The organism is Streptomyces sp. NPDC051582, assembly GCF_040681715.1.
Lineage (GTDB): Bacteria > Actinomycetota > Actinomycetes > Streptomycetales > Streptomycetaceae > Streptomyces.
Genome location: NZ_JBFAZJ010000013.1, coordinates 36,020 through 59,178, shown reverse-complemented (window position 1 = coordinate 59,178; position 23,159 = coordinate 36,020). Strand labels below are relative to the sequence as shown.

Below are 23,159 nucleotides of genomic sequence, written 5' to 3'. Positions count from 1 at the left end.
GGCTCAGTCGGTGAGGGAGGCCGTGCGATGACGGACCAGCGAGCCGCCGCGCTGCTTGACGATCTCCAACTGGGCCTGGACGCGCGTGCGCAGGTCGGCGACGTGGCTCACGATGCCGACGCTGCGGTCCCGTTCGCGCAGGGAATCCAGCACGTCGAGCACCTCGTCGAGCGCCTGGTCGTCGAGGCTGCCGAAGCCCTCGTCGATGAAGAGGGTGTCCAGGCGCATGCCGCCCGCCTCGTCGGTGACCACGTCGGCCAAGCCGAGGGCGAGGGCGAGCGAGGCGAAGAAGGTCTCGCCGCCCGACAGCGTGGCCGTGTCGCGCTCACTGCCGGTCCAGGCGTCGACCACGTGCAGCCCGAGGCCGGAACGCCCCCGGCCGCTCGCCTTGGCGTCGGAGTGGACGAGGGTGTAACGCCCGCCGGACATCCGCAGCAGCCGTACCGTCGCGGCGGCCGCCACCTGCTCCAGGCGGGCCGCCAGGACGTACGCCTCCAGCCGCATCTTGCGCTCGTTGTCGGCGGAGGTGCCGGCGGTCAGCCCGGCCAGCCGGGCCACGCGGTCGTAGGCCTCGCGCAGCGGGCCCAGCGCGCGCAGTTCGTGCTCCGCCCGCCGGGAGAGCCCGTCCAGCTCGGCGCAGCGCACCCGGGCCGCGTCCACGGCCGATCCTGCCGTACGCAACTTCGCCGCCGCCCGGGCTTCGTACGCCTCGGCGGCATCCGGCGCGGCCGGGGGCCGGGTCGCGGCCAGGGCCGTGTCGCCCTCGCCGAGCCGGTCGGCCAGCATGGCCTCCTCCGCCTGCCAGGCGTCCAGCTTCCGTTGGAGCGCGGTGCGTTCGTAGTCGGGGAGGACCGCGTCGGCCGCGGCGTCGATGGTGTCGAAGCCGGCCTTGAAGGCGGCGTCGGCGAGCTGCGCGTCGGCCTCCTTGAGCCGGGCGGCGGTGTCCTCGGCCCGGCGCAGCGCGGCCGCGGCGCCCGTGACCATCCGGACCCGGTCCTCCAGGGTCCGGGCACGTGCCGCGACCGTGGGCGCCTCGCCCCGTACCAGGGCCAGCTCCGCCTCCAGCGCGGCCTGCTCCTGGTCCAGGGCCTCGCGCCGGGACGCCCGGCCGGCGGCCCGGCGTTCGGCGTCGAGCCGGTCGGAGCTGCGTACGGCGTGCTCCCGCTCGGCGCCGGCCAGCCGCTCCCGGGCGGCGTGCAGCCCTGCGGCCGCGGCGTGGGCGGCGGCGTGCCGGGAGCTCAGGTCCGAGGTCAGCGCGAGGAGTTCCGCGGTGGTGGCCTCCCCGGCGGCGGCCGCGGCCTCGGCGCGGCCCTCCTGGACGGCGGCGAGCTTGCGCTCGACGGCGGCCCTGCGCTCCTCGGCCTGCTCGTAGCGGGCGTGGGCGGAGTCCTCCGCGGCGCGGTCCACGTGCCCGGGGGCCGGGCGCGCCGGAGCGGGGTGCTCCGCCGATCCGCACACCGTGCAGGCCTGACCGGCCACCAGTGCCTCGGCGAGCTCGGCGGCGATCCCGCGCAGCCGGGCCTCCTTGAGCTCCAGCCAGCGCTCCCGGGCGGCTGTCGATTCCTCCCGTACGGACAGCAGCTCTCCCCCGGCGCGCTCCGCCTCGGCGTCCAGCGCGTCCCGGCGCCGGGCCGCCTTCAGGTGCATCCGGGCCGGCTCCAGCCGCCCCGCGAGCTGCTCGGCCAGGGTCGCGGCCTGCTGGGCGGAGTCCACCCGCTCGGCGAGCGCGGTCCGGGTGGTCTCCCAGCGGGCGAGCCAGTCGGCGGAGTCCCGCAGCTGCTCCTCGGCGTCGCGCGCCTCCCGCTCCAGGGTGGCCCGCTCGCGGCCGATCTCGGCGCTGCGCTGCTCGGACCGCTGGGCGGCACCGAGCGCGCCGAGGTCCTCGCGCAGCCGCTGCTCGACGGCGGACAGCTGCTCGGTGCCCGCCTCGGCGAGGGTGTGCGGGAGGGCCGAGCGGGCGGCCGTCTCCGCGTGGGCGGCGGACAGGTGGGCGGCCGACGCGGCTCCGCGAAGTTCCAGGGCGGGGGCCACCAGGGCGCCCCGCCGGGCCCGGTCCAGCAGGGCGCGGACCCGCTCCCGCTCGGGCTCCGCCTGGGCGAGCAGGGCGGTGCGGCGCGCGGTCTCGGCGTGCCGGCGCTGGAGGCGGTCGAGCTCCCGCTCCTCCTCGGCGGCCCGTCGGGCGGCGGCGTGCCGGCCCTCGACGGCCGCCAGCGCGTACTCGGCGACGGTGAGCCGCTCGCGGGCCGAGCAGCGGGCGACGGCGGCCCAGGCCCGGACGGCGCCGGCCAGCCCGGGATCGCCGGGCTGGTGTCCGGGCAGCGGCCACGCGCGCAGGTCGGCGCTGTCCCCGGCTGCCTGGGCGAGCCTCTGGGCGGCGGCGAGCACCTTCTCGTCGCCGGCCCGGACCTTGGCCTCGGCGGCCCGGCGGCGCTCGGCGAGCAGCTGCTCGACGGCGGCGAAGCGGCGGGTGTCGAAGAGCCGGCCCAACAGACGGCCCCGCGCCGCCTCGTCGGCCCGCAGGAACTTGGCGAACTCGCCCTGCGGCAACAGCACCACCTGGCAGAACTGCTCGCGGCTCATGCCGAGCAGCTGCTCGATCTCCTCGCCGATCTCCTGGTGGGAACGGCTGAGCGCCTGCCAGCGTTCCCCGTCGTACTCGCGCAGCCGGCTCTGCGCCTTGTCCTTGGTGGTGCCGCTGCCGCGCTTCTTCGGCCGGTCCTGCTCGGGGCGCCGGGTGATCTCCAGGCGCCGCCCGCCCGCGGTGAGTTCGAGGGTGACCTCGGTCGGGGTCCCGCCGTCGGCGTGGTCGCTGCGCAGGCTGGTTCCGGGGGCCTGGCGGGGGCCGGGCACCGATCCGTACAGGGCGTAGCAGACGGCGTCGAGGACGGAGGTCTTGCCCGCGCCGGTGGGGCCGTGGAGCAGGAAGATCCCGGCGCCGGACAGCGCGTCGAAGTCGATCTCCTGGGGTCCGGCGAAGGGCCCGAAGGCGGTGATGCCGAGCCGGTGCAGCCTCATCGGCGGGTCTCCTGCCGGCTGTCGTCCGCCCGTACGTCCTCGAAGGCGCCCTGGAGCACGGCCCGTTCGGCCTCGTCCGCGATCCCGCCGCCGCGCACGTGGGCGACGAAGTCCTCCGCGATCTCCTGGTCGCTGCGCCCCTTGAGGCGCTGCGCGTACGAGGCCCCGCCGGACTCCTCACGGTCCTCGGGGTCGAAGGCGAGGCTCAGGGTGTGCGGGAAGCGGGCGGCGAGCCGGGCCATGGGGTCCTCGGGGCGGACCGGGTCGGTGAGGGTGGCCTCGATCCAGGAGTCCTCGTACGCGCCGTACCCGGGCTCCTCCAGCAGCGTGTCGAGCCGTCCGCGGAGCCGGGCGAGCGGGCGCGGCACGGGGGTGTCGAGGCGCTCTGCGGTGATCTCCCCGGCCGGGCCGAGGTCGATCAGCCACATGGTCTTGCGGTGGTCGGCCTCGGAGAAGGAGTAGGCGAGCGGGGAACCGGAGTAGCGGACCCGTTCGTTGATCGTCTGGCAGCCGTGGAGGTGGCCGAGGGCGGCGTAGTCCACCCCGTCGAAGACGGCGGCGGGCACGGCCTCGACCCCGCCGACGGCGATGTCGCGCTCGCTGTCGCTGGCCTGCCCTCCGGTGACGAAGGCGTGGGCGAGGACGACGGAGCGGGTGCCGGGGGCGCGGGCGGCGAGGTCGGCCCGGACCAGGTCCATGGCCGCGCCCAGTACGGCCTCGTGGCTCACCCTGCCCGCGCCGAAGCGGTCCTTCACGAGGGCGGGCTCCAGGTACGGCAGTCCGTACAGGGCCACCTCCCCGTGTACGTCGGCCAGCACCACGGGGTCGGCGCACCCCTCGGGGTCGGTGCGCAGGTGGATCCCGGCCCGGCCGATCAGCCCGGCGCCCACGCCGAGCCGGCGGGCGGAGTCGTGGTTCCCGGAGATCATCACGGTGGGCACGCCGAGGTCGGCGAGCCGGTGCAGGGCCCGGTCGTACAGCTCGACGGCGGGCAGCGGGGGCACGGCCCGGTCGTAGACGTCGCCGGCGACGAGGACGGCATCCACCTCGTGCTCGCGGACGGCCTCGACGAGGTGGTCGATGAAGGCGGCCTGGGCCGCGAGCAGGTTGACGCGGTGGAAGGACCGGCCGAGATGCCAGTCGGAGGTGTGCAGGAGCCTCACTCGCCGGCCCCGCCGGACGTCTGGCCGCACATGTCTCTTCCGTCCCCCTGGTCGTCCCGGTCGTCGCCCGCTCGCTGGGCCCCTCTACGCTAACGCGTCACCGGAGCCCGCACGGCACGTCCTCAGGACGCGTACGTCTCCCCGCCGAGGGTGAGGGTGGCGCTGCCCGCCGTACTGTCGGCGAGCCAGGCCTCGAACGCGGGCAGGTCCGCCTCGGGCAGGGCGACCTCGATCTCGACGGCTGCTCCGTAGCGCAGGTCCACCACGGTCCGGCCGGTGGAGCGCAGGTCGTTCTGGGTCTTGCCGGCCCGCTGGTGGTCCACGGTGACGGTGGCCAGCCGGTAGCGGCGACGGGTGACGGTGCCGAGCTCGTCGAGGGCCTCGCCCACGACTCCCCCGTAGGCCCGGATGAGCCCGCCGGCGCCGAGCTTCACGCCGCCGTAGTACCGGGTGACGACGGCGACGGCGTACCGCACGTCCCGGCGCATCAGCATCTGGAGCATGGGCACCCCGGCGGTGCCGCCGGGTTCCCCGTCGTCGCTGGCCTTCTGCACGGAGGCGTCCGCCCCGACGACGTACGCGAAGCAGTTGTGCGTGGCGGTGGGGTGCTCCTTGCGGACGCGCGCGATGAACTCCTGCGCCTCCTGCTCGGTCGCGGCGGGCGCGAGCGAGCACAGGAAGCGCGAGCGGTTGATCTCCGCCTCGTGCACGCCCTCCCGGGCCACCGTCACGTACTGATCCGACTTCACCGCTCCACCCTAAGCCGTGGCCGGGGCCGACCCGGCCGCCCGCGGGTGCGGCCCGGAACCGATCCGGGAATCGGGCGCGCGGGCCTTCGGTTGATCACTGGTGCGGGCCGCAGTGGCGGGCCGCGTCCGGAAGGCAACAGGAGGCGGCATCCGTGTACGGCGACCCGGCAACCATTCGCAAGATCCTCACCGAGCTCGGCGACACCTGGGCCGTGGTGGGGCTGTCCAACAACCGGGACCGGGCGGCGTACGGGGTGGCCCGCACGCTCCAGCGGTTCGGCAAGCGGGTCGTCCCCGTGCACCCGAAGGCGGAGACCGTGCACGGCGAGCAGGGCTACGCCTCGCTCGCGCAGATCCCGTTCAAGGTCGACGTGGTCGACGTCTTCGTCAACAGCCACCTGGCCGGGGCCGTCGCCGACGAGGCCGTGGCCGCGGGGGCGGACGCCGTGTGGTTCCAGCTCGGCGTGATCGACGAGGCCGCCTGTGCCAGGACCCGCGAGGCCGGGCTGGAGATGGTCATGGACCGCTGCCCCGCCATCGAGATCCCGGCCCTCTGAGCGACCCGTACACGGTGCGCCGCGCCGCCCGAACCACCGTGCGGGGTGTTCCCTGCCCCTTCGGCTGCCGGCGCTCAGGGTGGTCGTGGCCTCCCAGGTCCTGGCCGCCGTGGCGCTCGGCGCGGTCGTCCTGGGCACCGGTGCCCGGCGGGAGGCCGGGCCGCAGCCGTGGTTCGCGGTCGCGGCGGGCCTGGTCGCGCAGGCGTCCGGCACCGGACTCTTCCCCGCCCTGTTCGTCCAACGCGTCACCGACGTGGCCGCGGGCGGCGCGGCGCTGTGGGTCCGGACCCGGCGCGGCGCCCCGGCCCCGCCCGCCGGGAGCGGCTCGCGGATCCCGTGGGGGTTGCTGCCCGCGCCGGCCGCGTTCGTCGTGCTCAAGGAGCGGCTGCGGACCGTCCAGGCGGCCGGGGCCGGACTGGCCCTCGCCGGAACGGTCCTGCTCGCCGCGGGCTAGGGGTGTCCGCAAAGTCCCGCCTGTCCCGCGGCGCCCGGCACGCGCTCTCGCCGCACCGGACACCGCGGGCCCGCCCTGCGGGCGGACGCCGCCACTTCGCGGACACCCCCTAGCGCGTCTGCGCCGCGCGCTCCTCGGCCTCCGTCAGCAGCGCCACCGCGCGCAGCTGCTCCGGCGTCACCCCTTCCGGGATCGGCACCGGCGCAGGGGTCCGCAGGGGCGGCTGCCAACCCGTTTCCGGCTGCCACCGGCGGACGATCCGCGCGGGCGCCCCCGCCACCACGGCGTGGTCCGGCACCTCGCCCCGCACCACGGCTCCCGCGGCCACCACCACGTTGCGGCCCAGCCGCGCTCCGGGCAGGATCACCGCGCCCGTGCCGAGCCAGCAGCCCGGGCCGATCTCCACCGGGGCGCTGCGCGGCCACTGCTTGCCGACGGGCTCGTGCGGATCGTCGTAGCTGTGGTTCGTGGAGGTGATGTACACCCCGGGTCCGCAGAAGGTGTCGTCCCCGATGGTGATCCGGGTGTCGGCTATGACGTGGGTGTCCCGGCCGAGCACGACGCCGTTGCCGAGGACCAGCACCGGCTCGGTCCCGAGGTCGAGGCCCGGCATCATCCCGGCCGTGATCGTGACCTGCTCGCCGATGATGCAGTGGTCGCCGAGGCGGATCCACGGCTCGCCGAAGACCGTGCCCTGAGGGAAGGCGAGGCGGGTGCCGTGCCCGATCGCGCCGAAGCGCAGCTTGCCGGGGGTCTGCGCGGTGACCGCGCCGGCCTGCTGCATCCAGCGCCAGCCGGCGTGGACGGCGCGGTTGGCGAGCCGCCGGCGCAGGGCGGTCAGGGCCGTCAGCGATGAGAACGTGTTCTGGTTCTTCGGCACCGGGTCACCGTAACGCGCCGGGCGCCCCGGGCGCGCCGTGATCTTCACCCCATCGACGGCCGGTCCGGGCCCGTGGCCTACCGTGCCGGTAGCGCGACACGCAGGGCACTCCAGCACACAGGACCGAGGAAGAGAACATGACGTATCACGCGGACCGGGGCCAGGCACTCGTCGCGGGCGTGGGCGGCAAGAGCCCGCAGATCGATCCCACGGCCTTCACCGCGCCGACCTCGGTCGTGGTCGGCGACGTCACGATGGCCCCGAATTCGAGCATCTGGTACTCGGCGGTGCTGCGCGCCGACTGCGGTCCGATCTCGCTCGGAGCGGACAGCAACGTGCAGGACAACTGCACGCTGCACGTCGACCCCGGATTCCCGGTCTCGATCGGCGAGCGCGTCTCGATCGGCCACAACGCGGTGGTGCACGGGTGCACCGTCGAGGACGACTGCCTCATCGGCATGGGCGCCACCGTCCTCAACGGCGCGGTGATCGGTGCGGGCTCTCTGGTCGCCGCGCAGGCGCTGGTCCCGCAGGGCATGGTGGTCCCGCCCGGTTCGCTGGTCGCGGGCGTGCCGGCCAAGGTGCGCCGCGAGCTGACCGAGGAGGAGCGCGAGGGCATCAAGGTCAACGCCCTGATGTACGCGGACCTGGCCAAGCAGCACCGCGCCGCCGTCCAGCCCCTGCCCCCGCAGCCGTAGGGCTTGGGGCTGCAGGGCTGTAGGGCTGTAGGGCTGTAGGGCTGTAGGTACGTACGCCCCGCGGCCGCAGGACGTCCGGCCGCGGGGCACCGGCCGGCTACTCGGCGGCGGCGGCCGCCGTCTGCGTCTCGTTCGCGTTCGCGGCGGCGGCCGCCTTCTTCATCCGGCTGCGCAGCACCAGCGTCACGGTGAGGCCGATCACCAGGGCCAGCACCAGCGCGACCCAGGAGAAGCCCTTCAGCCACGGCTCCGCCACGATGCCGATCGAGTAGATGACGGCCGTGGTGCCGCCGGCCCACAGGATCCCGCCGAGGATGTTCGCGATGAGGAACTTCCAGTACGGCATGTGCAGGACACCGGCCAGCGGTCCGGCGAAGATCCGCAGCAGGGCCACGAACCGCCCGAAGAAGACGGCCCACATGCCCCACTTCTCGAACGCGCGCTCCGCCTGGGCGACGTGCTCCGGCCCGAAGTGCTTGGGGAAGCGCCGGCCCAGGCGCTCCAGCAGCGGCTTGCCGCCCCGGCGCCCGATCGCGTAGCCGATCGAGTCGCCGACGATCGCCCCGGTGGACGCGCAGATCCCCAGGACCACGGGGTCGATCTCACCGTGCTGCGAGGCCAGCAGCGCCGAGCTGACCAGGACGATCTCCCCCGGCAGCGGGATGCCGAGGCTCTCCAGCCCGATGACCAGACCCACCAGGAGATAGATGCTGACCGCCGGAATCGTCTCCAGCCATTCCTGGATGTGCACCGGTACGTCCTCCCGTATCGCGGCGGCGCGTCCGCTGTGACACGCCGAACGGGCAGCCTATCTGCTGTTGACCACAGCCTTTGCCTTCAGGTGGAGTTCGCGCGAGGAACGGCCCGCGAAGACCTCGCGACGGCCTGGACCCAGCACCCAGGCGTGCGCTTCGGGGTCCCAGGAGGACAGCGCGCGGGCATCGACGTCGAGGACCACCCGCTGCGCCTCACCGGGTTCCAGGGTCAGCCGCCGGTAGCCGGCCAGCGCACGCACGGGCTGGTCGAGTTTCAGCTCCGTCGAGGGGCCGACGTACACCTGGGCCACCTCGGTGCCCTTGCGGCGTCCGGTGTTGCGGACCGTGAACTCCACCCGCAGCCCGTCGCGCGCGGGCCGCACGCCGAGGTCCTCGTACTCCCAGGTCGTGTACGAGAGCCCGTGCCCGAACGGGAACAGGGGAGCCACCCGCTGCGCGTCGTACCAGCGGTGCCCGACGTGGACGCCCTCACCGTACTCCTGCCGCCCGCCCACACCCGGGTAGCGCAGCGGGTCACCGCCGACCGGGGTCGCGCGCTCGTCGGCCGGGAAGGTCTGGGTGAGCCGGCCGCCCGGATCCACGTCCCCGAAGAGGACGTCGGCGGTGGCCGCCGCGCCCTCCTGGCCCGGGTAGTACATCTGGAGGACCGCGCCGGTGCGGGAGAGCCACGGCATGGTCGTACTGGAAGAGGTGTTCAGCACGACCGTGGTGCGGGGGTTCACGGCGGTGACCGCCTCGATCAGCCGCGCCTGTCCGCCGGGCAGCCCCAGTGAGCTGCGGTCGGCGCCCTCGGTGGCGTCCTCGTAGGCGAACAGCACGACGCTGTGCGCCTGCTCGGCCGTCTTCACGGCTTCGGCGAGGTCGGCGGCCCGGGTCGCGTTCGTGGTGTGGCGCAGCCGGAACCGCTGGCCCTTGGCCCCGCCCTCGGCGAAGACGGCGAGCCGGTGCGTGCCCGCGGCGAGGGCGAGGGTGCGGCGGCGGACGGTGAGCCCGTCGGGCGCAGCTCCCAGGAGTCCGCCGGCGAACTGCTCGGCCGCGCCCTGCCGGACCGGGAAGAGCTCCTCCCCGTCCAGGCGTACGCCGGGCCGCTTCCCGGTGTAGTGGACGAGCAGCGTCCACTCCTCGTCCGCGGCGAGCGTGAACTCGCCCTGGTGGCTCCAGTTCCGCCCGGCCTCCACGCGCCGGTCGGCGAGGTCGGCGGCCGGGGTGAGCAGCTGCGGGGGCAGCGGTCGCCCGTACAAGTCCTCGCCGAGGGCGTAGCGCACCGTACTGCCGTTCCCGGCGCGCCCCCTGATGGCGTCGAGCGGGGCGGGCGCCCGGTCCGGGACGACGTGCGCGCTGCCCCCGCCGCTGACGAAGGGAGTCTGCCCGGTGGGGCCGATCACGGCGATCGAGCGGGCCGCGGCGCCGGTCAGCGGCAGGGTGGCGTGCTCGTTGCGCAGCAGTACGGCGCCGGCGGCCGCGACCTTGCGGGCGACCCGGGCGCCGGCGGCGGCGTCGCGGGCGGGCCGGGCCGGCGGGCGGGCCGCGAGCAGCCCGAACCGGTCCATGGTGGCCAGGATGCGGCGCACCGCCAGGTCCACGGTGTCCTCGTGGACGGTGCCGCCGCGCACCGCCTGCCGGAGCGGGCCGCCGAAGTGGGTGCCGCCGGGCATCTCCATGTCGAGGCCGGCGCCGATGGCGGCGACGGTGCTGTGGGCTGCGTCCCAATCGGACATCACCCAGCCGCCGAATCCCCAGCGCCCGCGCAGCAGGTCGTCGAGCAAGGGCTTGTTCTCGCAGGCGTAGGTGCCGTTGACCTTGTTGTACGAGCCCATGACCGCGCCGGCCCCGGCGGCGACGGCGGCCTCGAAGCCGCGCAGCTCCGTCTCGTGGAGGGTCTGCTCGGCGACGACGACGTCGACGGTGTCGCGGCTGCGCTCCTGGTTGTTCAGGGCGAAGTGCTTGACGGTGGCGATGAGCCCCTCGTCCTGGATGCCGCGGACCACTTCCGCGACGAGGTCCGCGGTGAGGCGGGGGTCCTCGGCGAAGGTCTCGAAGTTCCGCCCGGCGTAGGGCGTGCGGATCAGGTTGGCCATCGGGGAGAGGAGCACGTCCTGGCCGAGCGCCCGGCCTTCGCGGCCGATGACCCTGCCGTACTCACGGGCCAGCGCCGGGTCGAAGGCCGAGGCCAGCAGCACCGGGGCGGGCAGTGCGGTGGCGGGCTTGGCGACCCGTACCCCGGCGGGCCCGTCGGCGAGGCGCAGCGCGGGGATGCCGAGGCGCGGCACGCCGGGCAGGTATCCGGCCTGGCCGAGCGGGGCGGGGTCGGGGCCGCCGTGCAGCAGGGCGGTCTTCTCGTCGAGGGTGAGCCGCTCCAGCAGGGCGTCGATCCGGGCGGCGCTCCCGGGCCGGGAGCCCGCCCCGCTCGCGGCGGCGGACGCCGACGCCTTGCGGGGGGCCGCGCCGCCGGGCGGTACGGCGGCCACGCAGCCGCCCGCTCCGAGTGCCGCACCCACGGCGCCCATTGCCCCGAGCAGCCCGATCGCGCGGCGTCTGGACACGGCCTCGCTCATGGGGGCTCCCTGCGGCTGCGGCTCGGATCGGCGGGAGCGGCCCGCGCCGGACCGCTCCCCCGCACACTGTGCGCCGCCGCCGCGCCGGGGCCCGTCCGGACGCGCCACCGCCGCCCCGAGTTTCAGCCCTGCGGCGGCGCCGGGTCGGCGGCCTCGCGGCGGGGCCCGAAAAGACCGAACCCGCCGGGGACGCGGATTGACGCGTCCCCGGCGGGTCCTGGGCTGCCGCTCCCCCCGGGGCGGCCCGCTACGCGTTGGGGCGCAGGGTCCATACGACGGTCATCTCGCCGGTCACGGCCTCGTCCTCGCGCTGGATGGCGATGGTGACGGGGAACTCGGGGCGGCCGCCCGCGTCGAGTTCGGCGATGACCTCGGCGGCCGGGCGGCCGAGGGTGGCGGTGGCCGTCACGACGCCCTTGGCCAGCTTCTTGTAGCCGATCTCGGCCTTGACGGCCAGCGGCACGGCGCGCGAGAGCTGGTCGCCGAAGGCGGCCAGGACGATCGCGCCGCTCGCCGACTCGGCGAGGGTGAACATGGCGCCGGCATGGGGGCCGCCCACGTGGTTGTGGAAGTCGGGCTGGTCCGGCAGCCGTACGACCGCACGCTCGGGGGTGGTCTCCAGGAACTGGAGGTTCAGGGTCCGGGCCATCGGCACGGTCGCGGCGAGCAGTTCGCCCACGTTCATCTGATCTGCGCTCATGGAACCTTATGTTACCCACGAGTAGTAGGCCTTGGCCAGACCTTCACAAGGGGCGGACGTGCCTCCCGACACCCACTCCCACTATCGTTACCGGCCATGTGGCCAGGACAGCAGCAGCCGCCCGGGGGACAGCAGAACCCTCAGGACGCGCATCAGAACCCGTACCAGCAGCAGGGACAGCCGGGGCAGCCGGAACAGCAGCCGAACCCCTACCAGCAGCAGCCCGGCTACGGATACCCGCAGGCCGGCTACCAGCCCCAACCGCCGACCCAGCCGTGGGGCCAGCCCCAGCAGCCGCAGCAGCCCATGCCGCAGCAGGGCGGCGGCGGCAGCCCGTACGCGACCAAGACCGTGGCCATCGTCGCGGCGGCCGCGGTCATCGTGGTGGCGGCCGCCACCGGCGCGTTCGTCCTGACCCGGGACGACAAGAAGAACGACGAGGCCGACGGCAAGCCCGCCGCGTCCTCCTCGGCCTCGGCCCCCGCCACGGCTCAGGCACCCGCCTCGCCCGGCGCCAACCCGCGCGGCGGCGGCGAGGCCAAGCCGGTGATCGCGGGCTGGAAGGTCATCGTCAACCCGACCCACGGCACCGCCTTCGACGTCCCGCCCGAATGGAAGGTGCTCGGTTCCGGCACCGCCATCGGCTTCGACGACGAGGTGAAGAAGGACGGCTCCCCCTACGTCATGATGACCGCACCGGCCTATTTGAAAGAGGACTGGTGCAAGGTCGACTCCGACAAGGACGGCCGCGAGGAGACCAAGGCACTGGCCGGGACCGGCACCAAGGGGGGCCAGGGAGCGAAGGACACCGCGTCCCTCGCGCGCAACGCGGCCGGCAGCTGGGCGTACGCCGCGTACGGGCAGCCTCAGCCCATCGAAGTCACCAAGATCTCCGAAGCCAAGGAGTACACCACTCTTTCCGGCCTCAAGGGTCACGTCGCCTCGGCGACCGTGACCGGCCAGCCCAAGGCGACCAAGTGCGACACCGACGGCAAGGCCATCTCCTTCAGCTTCAAGAACGACAAGGGCGACTTCGCCAGCTGGGTCCTCTACAGCGCCACCGGCGTTCCGGGTGAGGTTCCCCAGGAGACGATGGACAAGATCCTCAGCTCGGTGCGCCTGAACGGCACCCCCGGCAACAGCTGACCCGTCCCTCGCCCCGGGCCGCAATCCGTTTGGATTCTCGGCCCGGGGCGTGGATAGTCCGGGGGTGAGCTCTCCCCCCGCCGCCCCGTCCCGCACCACCGCACACCGCCGCCGGCCCGCCTGGGCAGGCCGCAACTACACCCTCCTCACGGGCGCCGCGGTCGTGACGAACCTCGGCAGCCACGGAGCGCTCATCGCCTCCGCCTTCGCCGTCCTGGAAGCGGGCGGCTCCGGCGGCGACGTCGGCCTGGTGGCGGCGGCCCGTACGCTCCCGCTCGTCCTCTTCCTGCTCATAGGCGGCGCGCTCGCCGACCGGCTGCCCCGCCACCGCGTGATGGTCGCGGCCAATGCCCTCAACTGCGTCTCGCAGGCCGCCTTCGCCGTCCTCGTCCTGACCGGACACCCGCAGCTGTGGCAGATGATGCTGCTCACCGCGCTCTGCGGCACCGGCACGGCCTTCTTCAACCCGGCCGCCGAGGGCATGCTGCTCTCCAGCGTCTCCGGCGAGCACGCCAACCGCGCCTTCGCCCTCTTCCGCATGGCCATGAACGGCGCCGGCATCGGCGGGGCCGCCCTCGGCGGAGCCATGATCGCCGCGATCGGACCCGGCTGGGTCCTGGCCGTCGACGCCGCCGCGTTCGCGCTCGCCGGAGCCCTGCGCGCCTTCCTCGACGTCAGCCACACCGCCGACCGGGCTCCCGGCGGCGGGCTGCTGGCCGACCTGCGCGAAGGCTGGGTGGAGTTCCGCACCCGGCCCTGGCTGTGGAGCATCGTGCTCCAGTTCTCCGTGGTCGTCGCCGTCGTCGGCGCCGCGGAGGCGGTGTACGGGCCTCTGGTCGCCCGGGACCGGCTGGGCGGGCCGGCCCCCTGGGGCCTGGCCCTGGCCTTCTTCGGCATCGGCACCATCGCCGGGGCCGTCCTGATGATGGTGTGGAAACCGCGCCGGCTGCTGCTGGTCGGCACCCTGTGCGTGTTCCCGCTGGCCCTGCCCTCGGCGGGGCTGGCGGTGCCGCTGCCGGTCTGGGGCCTGTGCGCGGTGATGTTCGTCAGCGGAACGGCCGTCGAAGTGTTCGGCGTGAACTGGATGACGACCATGCACCAGGAGATCCCGGAGGACAAGTTCTCCCGGGTCTCCGCCTACGACTGGTTCGGCTCGGTGTCGATGCTCCCGCTGGCGACCGCCGTGGCGGGCCCGGTCGAGTCGGCCGTCGGACGCACCTGCGCCCTGTGGGGCTGCGCCACGCTGGTCGTCCTGGGCACGGCCGCGGTCCTCTTCGTCCCGGACGTACGCCGGCTCACGCGAAAGCCCCCTCGCCCGAAGGCCGCGGCGGCCGCCACCTCCCCCGAGCCGTCGGTCGCGCCCACCGGCGTCAGCCCAGGCTGAACGCGCCCTGCGGCGGTTCCGGCGAAGCCACGGCGTCCGCGTCGGCCACCGGCAGGGCCCCCTTCATGAACCGGGCCAGGGCCGCCCCCTCTTCGACCCGCGCCGGGAACGCGTCCGCCGCGCACCTGCGCGACAGCGCGGCCACCGGCAACTGCGCGTCCGAGGCGAGCAGTACGGCGTTGCCGAACCGCCGCCCGCGCAGCACCCCGGGCTCCGCGACGAGCGCGAGCTCCGCGAACACCGCGCCGAAATTGGCGAGCTGGGCCCGCAGGAAGCCGAAGGGCGCCCCGTCGGCGAGGTTCGCCGCGTACACCCCGCCGGGCCGCAGCACCCGCGCCGCCTGGCGGGCGTACTCGACCGAGGTCAGCTGCGCCGGTACGCGCGAGCCGCCGAACACGTCGGCGACGAGTACGTCCGCGCTGTCCGCGGCCGCGCCCTCCAGCCAGGCCCGCGCATCCGCGGCGTGCACGGTGACCTCCGATGCGGCCGGCAGCGGAAGGTGCTCCGCGACCAGCTCCACCAGGGCGGCGTCGAACTCCACGACCGTCTGCCGGGAGCCCGGCCGGGTCACCGCCGCGTAGCGGGGCAGCGTCAGCGCGCCGCCGCCCAGGTGCAGCAGGTCCAGCGGCGACCCCGGCTGCGCCGCGCAGTCCAGTACGTGCGCGAGCCGGCGCACGTACTCGAACTCCAGATGCCCTGGATCGTCGAGGTCCACGTACGACTGCGGGGCGCCGTCGACGGTCAGCAGCCAGGCCCGCTCCCGGTCCACGTCCGGCATCAGTTTGGCGGTGCCCTGGCCCACGTCCCGGATGACCGGGATCTGTTCGTCGCTCACCGCACCATTGTCCGGCAGGCTGCGGGGCAGCCCGCCTCGCCCGCCTCAGCCCGCCCAGACCGCGGCCGCCTCGGCCGCGTGCTCCGCGGCCTGCGCGAGCCCGGCCCGGGCCGCGGGGTCGCGCCGCGCCGGGTCCAGGACGTTGCGCCCGAAGGTCTTGCGGGCCTGCGCGGAGGGGGTGATCAGCAGCACCCGCGCCCCCGCCTCCCGCAGCCGCTCCGCCTGGGCCGCCGGCGAGGGGACGAGCCCGGAGCCGAGCGACATCGGCGCCAGGATCACCACCCGCGCACAGCCGGAGGCCAGGTCGGCGTTGGTGGCGGAGCGGATCCCGCCGTCGATGAACCGCCGGCCGCCGACCGTCACCGGCGGCCACACTCCGGGCACCGCGCAGCTCGCCGAGACCGCGTCGACCAGCCCGGCCCCGCTCTCCCGGTCGAAGGCGGCGAGTTCGCCGGTGAGGGCGTCGACGGCGGCGACGAGGAGCCTGCGCTCGGGCCAGGCGTGCGAGACGAGCCGGGCTTCCAGCACCTTGCGCCGCTCCGCCTCCTCACCGGTGTCGGCGGCGAGGGCGAGGGCGCCGACCCGCCGGCGGTAGCCCTCCGCGTCCCGCGAGCGCACCATCGCGACGGCGTACCGGGCGAGGAGTCCCGTGCCGAGCCGGGCCACGGCCTCGCCGGCGGGGTCGCCGAGCTGGCGCTCGTACAGCTCCCGCGGGCTGAGCAGTCCGGAGGTGAGCTGGGCGCCCACCACCGAGCCGGCGGAGGTGCCGACGACGAGGTCGGCCGCGGTCAGGTCCACGCCCGCCTCGGCGAGCCCGTACAAGATCCCCGCCTCCCAGCCGATGCCGGTCAGTCCCCCGCCGCCCAGCACCAGTGCCGTATCGCCGCTCATCCCGGCCCGCCCCTCTTCGTACGCCCGTGGTGACGGCAGTCTGGCGCAACCGGACCGCCGCCACCACGGCGGGGACGCCTTCGCGTGCGGTACGTACGTCAGTCGAGGACGGCCGAGACCGTCCCCGCGCCGACGGTCCGCCCGCCCTCGCGGATCGCGAAGCCGAGCCCCGCCTCCAGCGGTACGTCCCGTCCGAGCTCGACGGTCATCGCGACCGTCTCCCCAGGCCGGGCCACCCCGGCCGTCCCCAGGTCCACGTCCCCGACCACGTCCGCGGTGCGGATGTAGAACTGCGGCCGGTACCCGGTCGCCACCGGGGTCGTCCGACCGCCCTCCCGCGCGGAGAGCACGTACACCTGCGCGGTGAAGCGGCGCCTGGGCACGACGCTGCCGGGGGCCGCGACGACCTGTCCGCGGCGTACGCCCTCGCGCGGCACCCCGCGCAGCAGCAGCGCGACGTTGTCCCCGGCCTCCGCGGACTCCATCGGCTTGCCGAAGGTCTCCAGGCCGGTCACCACGGTCAGGGCGGGCTCGCCGTCGCCGCCGAGGATGCACACCCGGTCGCCCGTGCGGACGCTCCCGCGCTCGACCGCGCCGGTGACGACCGTCCCGCGGCCGGTGATGGTCAGCACGTTCTCGACCGGCAGCAGGAACGGCGCGTCCGTGTAGCGCACCGGCACGGGCACGTAGGTGTCCACGGCGTCCAGCAGCGCCTCGATCGCCGCGGTCCAGCGGGGTTCGCCCTCCAGCGCGCCGAGTCCGGAGACCCGTACGACCGGAGCGCTGTCGCCGCCGTACCCGTTGGCGGTGAGCAGCTCGCGGACCTCCAGCTCGACGAGGTCGGTGAGCTCGGGGTCCCCGGCGTCGGCCTTGTTGAGCGCGACGACGACGTGGTCGACTCCGACCTGCCGGGCGAGGAGCACGTGCTCGGCGGTTTGCGGCATGACCCCGTCGAGCGCGGAGACGACGAGGATCGCCCCGTCGAGCTGGGCCGCGCCGGTGACCATGTTCTTGACGTAGTCGGCGTGCCCGGGCATGTCCACGTGGGCGTAGTGGCGGGTGTCGGTCTCGTACTCGACGTGGGTGAGGTTGATGGTGATGCCGCGCCGGGCCTCCTCGGGGGCCCGGTCGATGCGGTCGAACGGCACGAAGGAGGCGCCGCCGCGCTCGGCGAGCACCTTGGTGATGGCGGCGGTGAGGGTGGTCTTGCCGTGGTCGACGTGACCCATGGTGCCGATGTTGAGGTGCGGCTTGGTGCGCACGAAGGCCGTCTTGGCCATGATGTCTTCCCGAATGCTTCCGAAGCTGGCGGCGGGACCCCTGGAGCGAACCGACCCTCCCCCTGTGGGGTCCGCCGGACGATCCGGGAAGGGTCAGCTTCGTGCGCCGTCGAATGCGGCGAAGGCGGTTGCCTCGAAGAGCTCGAAGAGGAGGACGGCAGCCTTCGGCGCGTCCGCGACTGCGGACGGCGCTGCGGGGAAGGCGTACCGGGACATGCCTCGGATCCTGCCGCAGGACCGGGCCCGCGTCGAATGGATTTCCCCCGGGTCAGAGGTTCTTGAGGGCCTCGCGCACCGACAGCGGGGAGAGCGGGCCCCGCTGCGCCGCGACGAACGCGCGGACCGCCTCCGGGTCCGTCTTCGCGTACTCGCGCAGGGCCCACCCGATGGCCTTGCGGACGAAGAAGTCCGGGTGGCCGCTCTGGCGGCGGCAGTACGCGAAGAGCCGCTCGGTATCGGTCGCGGACTTGTAGCGCAGCTGGTGGAGGAGGGCGGTGCGGGCGAGCCAGAGGTCCTCGTCCCCGATCCACTCGTCCATGACCGCCGAGAGCTCCGGGTATGCGGTCACCAGCGGACCGGCCGCGTGCGCCGCGAGGAGGTCGACGGTGTCCCACCACGGGACCGTCACGATCAGCCGCCGCAGCACCGGCAGGAACCCCGGGGAGCAGACCCCGACGTGGCGCCGCAGGTAGTCCACCGCGAAGTACTGGTACTCGCGCTCCGGCAGCGCCCAGCACCGCAGCACGAGCGCCGCGACGTCCGCCTCCCGCGGCGTGGCGGTCCCCTCGGTCACGGCCTTCGACAGCTCGCGCCGCAGCGGGGTGCGCAGGCCGAGGAAGGGCGCGACGTCCTTCATGTACGCGGCCATGGCCGCGGCCCGCTCCGGGTCGGCGGCCGCCCCGTACGCGGCGGTGAGGCGCTCCACGAGGGTGTCCGCGAGGGCGCTGCGCGGGACCTTCGGAGGTTGCTGGTCGTTCGGCCGCATGAGGCCCAGATTACGGCGCGACGCCGTATTCGTCGGCTAGTCTCCCCGGATGTCCCTCCTCCTCGCGCCGTGGACGCGGCTGTCGCTGCTCGTCGTGCTGCTGCTGGCGGCCGGTGTGTGCGTCGTGCTGTACGAGCCGCAGCGCATCCTGTCGGAGGGTCTGTTCCCTGGGCTCCCGGTCGGCGCGGCGGTCCTGCTGTTCGCGGCCGCGTACGGGGTGGGCACGGCGGCCCTGGTACCGCGCCCGCTGCTCAACCTCGCGGCCGGAGCCGTGTTCGGCATTCCCTTCGGCCTGGCCGCGGCGGTCGGCGGCTCGGTCATCGGCGCGGGGATCGCCTTCGGGCTGGGCCGGATGATGGGCCGTGACGCGGTACGGCCGCTGCTGCGCGGCCGCTGGATCCAGGCGGCCGACGACCAGCTGGCCCGGCACGGCTTCCGCTCGGTGCTGGCGGTCCGGGTCTTCCCGGGCCTGCCCTTCGCGGCTGCCAACTACCTTGCGGCCGTGTCCCGTTGCGGCTGGCTGCCGTTCCTCCTCGCGACGGCGATCGGCGTGGTCCCGAACACCGCCGCGTACGTGGTCGCGGGCGCGAGCGCCTCCTCACCCGACTCCCCCGCCTTCCTCGCCTCCTTCGGTTTCATCGCCGTCTCCGCGGTGGCGGCCGCGGTCGTCGGATGGCGCAAGCGGCACCGGCTGGCGCCCGTACCGGCGTGCGAATCGCGCGATCCGGTGCCCGTGCACCCCCCTGTGGTCAGCGCCGCTCCCCACGGGCCCTAGCATCGGACCCGAACTGCCCGACGATCACAAGGACGAGCGCACCCCGACATGAGCTGGTTCGAATCCCTAATCCTCGGTCTCGTCCAGGGGCTTACGGAGTTCCTCCCGATCTCCTCCAGCGCCCATCTCCGGCTGACCGCGGCATTCGCCGGCTGGCAGGACCCGGGCGCGGCCTTCACCGCGATCACGCAGATCGGCACCGAGGCCGCCGTGCTGATCTACTTCCGCAAGGACATCGCGCGGATCATCTCCACCTGGTTCCGCTCGCTGTTCACCGCGTCGCTGCGGTCGGACCAGGACGCCAAGATGGGCTGGCTGGTGATCGTCGGATCGATCCCGATCGGTGTGCTCGGTATCGCGTTCAAGGACCAGATCACCGGCCCGGCCCGTGACCTGCGGCTGACCGCGACCACCCTGATCGTCATGGGCGTCGTCCTCGGCGTCGCGGACCGTCTGGCCGCCCGCGACGAGGAGGGGGGCCGGCACCGCGCCGTCCGCGAGCGCAAGTCGCTCAAGGAACTGAGCGTCAAGGACGGTCTGGTCTTCGGCCTCTGCCAGGCGATGGCGCTGATCCCGGGCGTCTCCCGCTCCGGCGCGACGATCTCCGGCGGTCTGCTGCTGGGCTTCACCCGCGAGGCGGCCGCCCGCTACTCCTTCCTGCTCGCGATCCCGGCGGTGCTGGCCTCCGGCGCGTTCGAGATCAAGGACGTCGTCGAGAGCCCGGGGCACATCACCTGGGGCCCGACGATCTTCGCCACGGTCATCGCCTTCTTCGTCGGCTACGCCGTCATCGCCTGGTTCATGAAGTTCATCTCCAGCAAGAGCTTCATGCCGTTCGTGATCTACCGGATCGTCCTGGGCATCGCGCTGTTCGTGCTGATCGGCATGGGTGTGCTCAGCCCGTTCGCCGCCCAGTCGGCGGGCTGAGCCCGCCCGCGCTCACCGTTTCGCGTGAACCGGAGGCCGCTCGGGAACGTTCCCGGGCGGCCTCCGCGTCGTTGTGCCTGAAGAGACCGGAAGAGACCGGAAGGCAAACAGCAGGGGGTGTCCCATGGGTCGAGTGGTGCTGGAGCGGTTTCCGGCCGGAAGTCCGAGGGGAAGCTGGCCCGCCGAGGAGTACGCGGCGCAGCGGATGCGCGAGGGCGTGCAGGCGGAAGTGGTGATGGACCTGGCCACCGACGCGTTCCTCGTCGTGGTCCGGCAGCGGGAGGCGCATTCCGGTCACTGATCCACCGCGCGCGGATCCGGACCGCGCACGCCCCTTGGCCTCGCCGCCCCACACCCCCACACTGACCCGATGACGCAGCGTGTGGACCTGGCCACGGTCATGGACCGGATGGCGATCGACGAGGTGGTCACGGGGTACGCGGTGGCCGTGGACGACGGCGACTGGGCGGCGTACCGCGCGCTGTTCGCCCCCGCCGGGCGGGTCGATTACAGCTCGGCGGGCGGGATGGAGGGACGGGCCGCGGAGGTCGCGGACTGGCTCGCGGAGACGATGAAGCTCTTCCCGGTGTGCCAGCACCTCATCGTGAACCGGCTGATCCGGCTGGAGGACCGCGGAGGCTGGCCGGGCGACCGGGCCGAGGTGCGGGCGGACTTCCTCAATCCCATGCGGCTCGCCGGACCCGAGTTCGACGGGACGGTGACCGCGCCGAACTTCGTGGCCGCCGGCCGCTACACCTTCGGCCTCGCGCGCGCGTCCGACGGCGGCTGGCTGCTCACCCGCGTCACCGTCCAGGAGAAGTGGCGGCACATGACCGCCTAGAGCGTGGTGAACCTGTTCGAGCGGCCGCCCGGACGGCCCTGTTCCACACTGGAAGCGGAGGCGCGCCATGGTCGCGAAGCGGATCCGGTACCGGCGTGCGGCGGCCGCGGTCGCCGCCGGGGCGCTGCCGTGCCTCGCCTTCCCCGCGCCCGCGCTCTGGTGGTTCGCGTACGTCGCCCTCGTGCCCTGGATGCTGCTGCTGAGGTCGGCCCCGACCGGGCGGCGGGCGGCCCTGGAGGGCTGGCTCGGCGGCGCCGGGTTCATCGTCGCCGTCCACCACTGGCTGCTGCCCAGCCTGCACGTGTTCCTGCTGCCGCTGGCCGCCCTGGTGGGACTGCTCTGGATCCCCTGGGCGCTGCTGGTGCGGGAGTTCCTCGGCGGGGTCCCGGATCCGGGCCGGGCGACGGCCGCGCTGCTGCTCGTACCGGCGGGCTGGCTGCTGTCCGAGCTGGCCCGGTCCTGGCAGGGGCTGGGCGGGCCGTGGGGGCTGCTGGGGGCCAGCCAGTGGCAGGTGCCGCCCGCACTACGGCTCGCCTCGGTGGGCGGGGTGTGGCTGGTGAGCCTGTGGGTGGTGGCGGTGAACTGCGGGCTGGTGCTGCTGATCGCCGTACCGGGGGCCCGGGTGCCGGCAGTGGCCGGGGTGACGGGGTGCGTGGTGCTGACGGGGGCGGTGTGGCTGTGGGTGCCGCGGCCCGAGACATCGGGCGCGCTGCGCGTGGCCGTCGTACAGCCGGGGCTGGTGGCGGACGGCCCGGACAGCACGGAGCAGCGGTTCGCCGCCGGGGAGCGGCTGACGCGGGCGCTGACGGGGCAGCGGGTGGACCTGGTGGTGTGGGGCGAGAGCAGCGTCGGGGCCGATCTGGCCGCGCGCCCGGACCTGGCCGGACGGCTGGCCGCGCTGTCCGCCGAAGTCGGGGCTCCGCTGCTGGTCAACGTCGACGCCCGGCGGCCGGCGGGCCCGGTGCTGTCGGCCCCCGCGCCCGTCGAGGCCGCCGCCCTTCCCGAGGGGGGCATCTACAAGAGCTCCGTCCTCGTCGGCCCGCGCGGACCGACCGGCGACCGCTACGACAAGATGCGCCTGGTCCCCTTCGGCGAGTACATACCGGCCCGGTCCCTGCTCGGCTGGGCCACCTCGGTCGGCAAGGCCGCCGGCGAGGACCGCCGGCGCGGGGCGCAGCCGGTCCTGATGAACCTGCCGGGGCGGCCCGGTGTCCGGATCGGCCCGCTGGTCTGCTTCGAGTCGGCCTTCCCCGACATGAGCCGGCGCCTCACCCGTGACGGGGCCGCCCTGCTGATCGCCCAGTCGGCGACCTCCAGCTTCCAGCGCAGCTGGGCGCCGGCTCAGCACGCCTCGCTCGCCGCCCTGCGCGCGGCGGAGGACGGCCGTCCGATGGTGCACGCCACCCTCACCGGGATCAGCGCGGTGTACGGCCCGTCCGGCGAGCGGATCGGCCCGGCGCTGCCCACCTCCGCCCGCGCGGCGCAGGTGTACGAGGTCCCGCTCGCCCGCGGCTCGACGTACTACGTCCGCTTCGGGGACTGGCCCGTGGGGGCCTGCCTCGCGCTGCTGGCGGCGTACTGCGCGGCCGAGGGCGCCAGGTCGCTCGGGCTCAGGAAGCCCGTTCCTGCTCCAGAGCCGACGACACCACCCGCTCGCACAGCTCGTGGGTGAGCAGTGCGTCGCGGGCGCTGAGCGTCTTGCCCGCCGCCACGGACTCCAGGAAGCCGTCCACGACCTGCTCGATGCCGCGCTGCCGGGCGACGGGCACCCAGTCCCCGCGGCGCCGCACGGTCGGCTGGCCGCGGTGGTCGATGATCTCGGCGAGGTTGACGACCTGCCGCTTGGTGTCCTGCCCGGCGACCTCCAGGACCTCCTCGGTGGAACCGGAGAGCCGGTTCATGATGCCGAGCGCGGTGAAGCCCGGGCCCGACATCTGGAGGACGACCTGGTGCATCAGCCCGTCCCGGACCTGGGCGCGGACGTCGATGTGGTCGGCCTCGCCGGGCAGGAGGAAGCGCAGGGTGTCGACGACGTGGATGAAGTCGTCGAGGACGAACGTGCGCGGGTCCTCGGGCAGCCCGACGCGGTTCTTCTGCATGACGATCAGCTCGCGCGGGTGCTCGGCGCACTGCGCGTAGCCGGGCGCGTGGCGGCGGTTGAAGCCGACGGCGAGCGAGACCCCGCGTTCCTCGGCGAGTTCCACGAGCCGCCGCGAGTCCTCGATGTCGTAGGCGAGCGGCTTGTCCACGTACGTCGCCACGCCCGCTTCGAGCAGCCGCGTCACGATCTCGGGGTGAACGGCCGTCGGGGCGTGCACGAATGCCGCGTCGAGGCCCTCGGCGAGGAGTGCTTCGAGGGTGGTGTGGCGGCGGGCGGCCGGGATGTGGTGGATCGCCCCGATCCGCTCCAGCGTGGCCGGGGTCCGGGTCTGCAGGTGCAGTTCCACGCCCGGGCGGGCCGTGAGGACGGGCAGGTACGCCTTCTGGGCGATGTCGCCGAGTCCGATGACGCCGACCTTCACCGGGAACCTCCAGGTTGATCCTTGCG

The 23,159-nt window shown here is 74.4% G+C and carries 22 protein-coding genes and 1 pseudogene; 10 read left to right on the top strand and 13 right to left on the bottom strand.

Annotated features, from left to right (window positions below):
• Positions 1-3 precede the first annotated feature (3 nt).
• From AB0M92_RS18485 to AB0M92_RS18475, 3 genes are all read right to left on the bottom strand, one after another.
• Positions 4-3,015 (bottom strand): SMC family ATPase, encoded by a 3,012-nt coding sequence (locus AB0M92_RS18485; RefSeq protein ID WP_366103252.1) that lies wholly within the window; start codon positions 3,013-3,015, stop codon positions 4-6.
• Entirely contained in the window at positions 3,012-4,178 is a 1,167-nt protein-coding gene (locus AB0M92_RS18480) for an exonuclease SbcCD subunit D (protein WP_366103251.1), read from the bottom strand. The genes AB0M92_RS18485 and AB0M92_RS18480 overlap by 4 nt, the downstream gene beginning before the upstream one ends.
• A gap of 122 nt (positions 4,179-4,300) precedes the next feature.
• On the bottom strand, positions 4,301-4,927 hold the full coding sequence (locus AB0M92_RS18475) for a YigZ family protein (protein WP_359177285.1): 627 nt from the start codon (positions 4,925-4,927) through the stop codon (positions 4,301-4,303).
• Between the two features lie 152 nt (positions 4,928-5,079).
• Between AB0M92_RS18475 and AB0M92_RS18470 the strand changes: the two genes are divergently transcribed.
• Together AB0M92_RS18470 and AB0M92_RS18465 are read left to right on the top strand one after the other, a co-directional pair.
• On the top strand, positions 5,080-5,484 hold the full coding sequence (locus AB0M92_RS18470) for a CoA-binding protein (protein WP_366103250.1): 405 nt from the start codon (positions 5,080-5,082) through the stop codon (positions 5,482-5,484).
• Positions 5,485-5,545: 61 nt separating this feature from the next.
• Positions 5,546-5,938, top strand: a pseudogene (locus AB0M92_RS18465) (hypothetical protein); the annotation flags it as partial.
• Between the two features lie 109 nt (positions 5,939-6,047).
• On the opposite strand, the gene AB0M92_RS18460 reads toward AB0M92_RS18465, so the two are convergent.
• The gene (locus tag AB0M92_RS18460; protein WP_366103249.1) at positions 6,048-6,818 is read right to left on the bottom strand and encodes an acyltransferase; all 771 of its coding nucleotides are present in this window, start codon (positions 6,816-6,818) and stop codon (positions 6,048-6,050) included.
• A gap of 137 nt (positions 6,819-6,955) precedes the next feature.
• Between AB0M92_RS18460 and AB0M92_RS18455 the strand changes: the two genes are divergently transcribed.
• Positions 6,956-7,516 (top strand): gamma carbonic anhydrase family protein, encoded by a 561-nt coding sequence (locus AB0M92_RS18455; RefSeq protein ID WP_366103248.1) that lies wholly within the window; start codon positions 6,956-6,958, stop codon positions 7,514-7,516.
• Between the two features lie 97 nt (positions 7,517-7,613).
• Here AB0M92_RS18455 and AB0M92_RS18450 read toward each other — a convergent pair whose 3' ends face one another.
• The 3 genes from AB0M92_RS18450 to AB0M92_RS18440 all read right to left on the bottom strand — a co-directional run bounded on the left by AB0M92_RS18450 (position 7,614) and on the right by AB0M92_RS18440 (position 11,547).
• On the bottom strand, positions 7,614-8,267 hold the full coding sequence (locus AB0M92_RS18450; protein ID WP_366103247.1) for a DedA family protein: 654 nt from the start codon (positions 8,265-8,267) through the stop codon (positions 7,614-7,616).
• 57 nt (positions 8,268-8,324) lie between these two features.
• A complete protein-coding gene (locus tag AB0M92_RS18445) occupies positions 8,325-10,847 on the bottom strand; it encodes a glycoside hydrolase family 3 C-terminal domain-containing protein (RefSeq protein WP_366103246.1) in 2,523 nt (840 codons plus the stop codon).
• 247 nt (positions 10,848-11,094) lie between these two features.
• Positions 11,095-11,547, bottom strand: a complete 453-nt coding sequence (locus AB0M92_RS18440; protein WP_078864849.1) for a DUF4442 domain-containing protein — start codon at positions 11,545-11,547, stop codon at positions 11,095-11,097.
• A 96-nt stretch (positions 11,548-11,643) separates the two neighbouring features.
• On the opposite strand from AB0M92_RS18440, the gene AB0M92_RS18435 reads away from it, so the two are divergent.
• Both AB0M92_RS18435 and AB0M92_RS18430 read left to right on the top strand, forming a co-directional pair.
• Positions 11,644-12,693 carry a hypothetical protein gene (locus AB0M92_RS18435; RefSeq protein ID WP_366103245.1) on the top strand — a complete coding sequence of 350 codons (1,050 nt, stop codon included), beginning with the start codon at positions 11,644-11,646 and terminating at the stop codon, positions 12,691-12,693.
• Between the two features lie 64 nt (positions 12,694-12,757).
• Positions 12,758-14,077, top strand: coding sequence for an MFS transporter (locus tag AB0M92_RS18430; protein WP_366103244.1), 1,320 nt, complete (start codon positions 12,758-12,760; stop codon positions 14,075-14,077).
• Here AB0M92_RS18430 and AB0M92_RS18425 read toward each other — a convergent pair.
• The 5 genes from AB0M92_RS18425 to AB0M92_RS18405 form a co-directional block, all read right to left on the bottom strand.
• A complete protein-coding gene (locus AB0M92_RS18425) occupies positions 14,064-14,855 on the bottom strand; it encodes a fused MFS/spermidine synthase (protein WP_366103460.1) in 792 nt (263 codons plus the stop codon). The genes AB0M92_RS18430 and AB0M92_RS18425 overlap by 14 nt on opposite strands.
• Positions 14,856-14,957: 102 nt before the next feature.
• Positions 14,958-15,803: a patatin-like phospholipase family protein gene (locus tag AB0M92_RS18420; RefSeq protein ID WP_366103243.1), complete on the bottom strand. Its 846-nt coding sequence runs from the start codon at positions 15,801-15,803 to the stop codon at positions 14,958-14,960.
• A gap of 98 nt (positions 15,804-15,901) precedes the next feature.
• Complete coding sequence (gene tuf, locus AB0M92_RS18415; RefSeq protein WP_366103242.1) at positions 15,902-17,083, bottom strand: elongation factor Tu; 1,182 nt, start codon at positions 17,081-17,083, stop codon at positions 15,902-15,904.
• 93 nt (positions 17,084-17,176) lie between these two features.
• Positions 17,177-17,299 carry a hypothetical protein gene (locus AB0M92_RS18410; protein WP_366103241.1) on the bottom strand — a complete coding sequence of 41 codons (123 nt, stop codon included), beginning with the start codon at positions 17,297-17,299 and terminating at the stop codon, positions 17,177-17,179.
• 52 nt (positions 17,300-17,351) lie between these two features.
• On the bottom strand, positions 17,352-18,068 hold the full coding sequence (locus AB0M92_RS18405) for a DNA alkylation repair protein (RefSeq protein WP_366103240.1): 717 nt from the start codon (positions 18,066-18,068) through the stop codon (positions 17,352-17,354).
• A gap of 49 nt (positions 18,069-18,117) precedes the next feature.
• Between AB0M92_RS18405 and AB0M92_RS18400 the strand changes: the two genes are divergently transcribed.
• The 5 genes from AB0M92_RS18400 (at position 18,118) to lnt (ending at position 22,283) form a co-directional block, all read left to right on the top strand.
• The gene (locus tag AB0M92_RS18400) at positions 18,118-18,843 is read left to right on the top strand and encodes a VTT domain-containing protein (protein ID WP_366103239.1); all 726 of its coding nucleotides are present in this window, start codon (positions 18,118-18,120) and stop codon (positions 18,841-18,843) included.
• A 48-nt stretch (positions 18,844-18,891) separates the two neighbouring features.
• Positions 18,892-19,770 (top strand): undecaprenyl-diphosphate phosphatase, encoded by an 879-nt coding sequence (locus AB0M92_RS18395; protein ID WP_366103238.1) that lies wholly within the window; start codon positions 18,892-18,894, stop codon positions 19,768-19,770.
• Positions 19,771-19,894: 124 nt separating this feature from the next.
• Positions 19,895-20,071: a hypothetical protein gene (locus AB0M92_RS18390; RefSeq protein ID WP_366103237.1), complete on the top strand. Its 177-nt coding sequence runs from the start codon at positions 19,895-19,897 to the stop codon at positions 20,069-20,071.
• Positions 20,072-20,140: 69 nt separating this feature from the next.
• On the top strand, positions 20,141-20,611 hold the full coding sequence (locus tag AB0M92_RS18385) for a nuclear transport factor 2 family protein (RefSeq protein ID WP_366103236.1): 471 nt from the start codon (positions 20,141-20,143) through the stop codon (positions 20,609-20,611).
• Between the two features lie 67 nt (positions 20,612-20,678).
• Complete coding sequence (gene lnt / locus AB0M92_RS18380) at positions 20,679-22,283, top strand: apolipoprotein N-acyltransferase (RefSeq protein WP_366103235.1); 1,605 nt, start codon at positions 20,679-20,681, stop codon at positions 22,281-22,283.
• Here lnt and AB0M92_RS18375 read toward each other — a convergent pair.
• On the bottom strand, positions 22,222-23,133 hold the full coding sequence (locus AB0M92_RS18375; RefSeq protein WP_366103233.1) for a Gfo/Idh/MocA family oxidoreductase: 912 nt from the start codon (positions 23,131-23,133) through the stop codon (positions 22,222-22,224). The genes lnt and AB0M92_RS18375 overlap by 62 nt on opposite strands.
• Between the last annotated feature and the right edge of the window lie 26 nt (positions 23,134-23,159).